At 64.3% G+C, this 1,124-nt stretch carries 3 protein-coding genes and 1 tRNA gene; all 4 read left to right on the top strand.

What is annotated here, in order from left to right:
- The first annotated feature begins 64 nt into the window (after positions 1–64).
- Positions 65–137 (top strand) — tRNA-Met (locus tag J0695_RS12735).
- A gap of 88 nt (positions 138–225) precedes the next feature.
- Complete coding sequence (rpmG, locus tag J0695_RS12730; protein ID WP_030986111.1) at positions 226–390, top strand: 50S ribosomal protein L33; 165 nt, start codon at positions 226–228, stop codon at positions 388–390.
- Between the two features lie 91 nt (positions 391–481).
- Positions 482–934 (top strand): MaoC family dehydratase N-terminal domain-containing protein, encoded by a 453-nt coding sequence (locus tag J0695_RS12725; protein WP_206962104.1) that lies wholly within the window; start codon positions 482–484, stop codon positions 932–934.
- Between the two features lie 2 nt (positions 935–936).
- A partial coding sequence (locus J0695_RS12720; protein WP_206962105.1) for a MaoC/PaaZ C-terminal domain-containing protein occupies positions 937–1,124 on the top strand: 188 nt, incomplete at its 3' end.

The raw sequence follows: 1,124 nt of genomic DNA, 5'->3' as shown, positions 1-1,124 counted from the left end.
TTCGATTCCGCATTGGGGCTCTGGTGCGGGAGCCCTCACCTTCGGGTGAGGGACTCCGTATCAAAGCGGTGTAGCTCAGTCGGTAGAGCAAGCGGCTCATAATCGCTGTGTCACCGGTTCAAGTCCGGTCACCGCTACACACGGTAGCCGATTGTGGGGTCGGTCCTTCGATCGGCTACTCTTTTATGCGTTCATCCGTCCAACGACCGTCCCAGGAGCACTCACGTGGCTGCCACCGACGTCCGCCCGAAGATCACGCTGGCCTGCGTGGAGTGCAAGGAGCGGAACTACATCACCAAGAAGAACCGGCGTAATGACCCGGACCGTCTTGAGATGAAGAAGCACTGCCCGCGCTGCAAGTCCCACACTGCACACCGTGAGACGCGCTGACACCCAGGCTCGTACGCAAGGCCGTCCCCCTCGGGGGGCGGCCTTGCGTCGTTTTGTACGTACAGACTCATTGACCAGGAGGTAGCTGCTCATGGCACTCGACCAGTCCTTCGTGGGGCGGACCTATCCGCCCACCGCTCCGTACGAGGTCGGCCGGGAGAAGATCCGCGAGTTCGCGGTGGCGGTGGGTGACGAGAATCCCGCGTACACGGATCCGGAAGCCGCCAAGGCGCTCGGTCATTCCGATGTGATCGCTCCGCCGACTTTTGTGTTCGCGATCACGTTCAAGGCCGCGGGCGCGGTGATCGAGGACCCGCAGCTGGGTCTGGATTACAGCCGGGTCGTGCACGGCGACCAGAAGTTCGCCTATGCGCGTCCGGTGCGGGCGGGGGACCGGCTGACGGTCACCTCCACCATCGATGCGATCAAGTCGATGGCGGGCAATGACATTCTGGACATCCGCGGTGAGGTCCACGACGAGTCCGGCGAGCACGTCGTGACCGCCTGGACCAAGCTCGTGTCCCGCGCGGCCCAGGAGGGATGACGATGACGGCGAAGGTCTCTTACGCGGACGTCGAGGTCGGCACCGAGCTGCCGGCGGCGTCCTTCCCCGTGACGCGCGCCACGCTCGTGCAGTACGCGGGCGCCTCCGGCGACTTCAACCCGATCCACTGGAACGAGAAGTTCGCGGTCGGTGTCGGTCTGCCCGACGTGATCGCCCACGGCATGTTCAC

The sequence above is a fragment of the Streptomyces beijiangensis genome, from assembly GCF_017315755.1.
Classification (GTDB): Bacteria; Actinomycetota; Actinomycetes; order Streptomycetales; family Streptomycetaceae; genus Streptomyces; species Streptomyces beijiangensis.
Note: the sequence above shows the minus strand (reverse complement) of the source record. Positions and strands in the feature narration are given on the sequence as shown.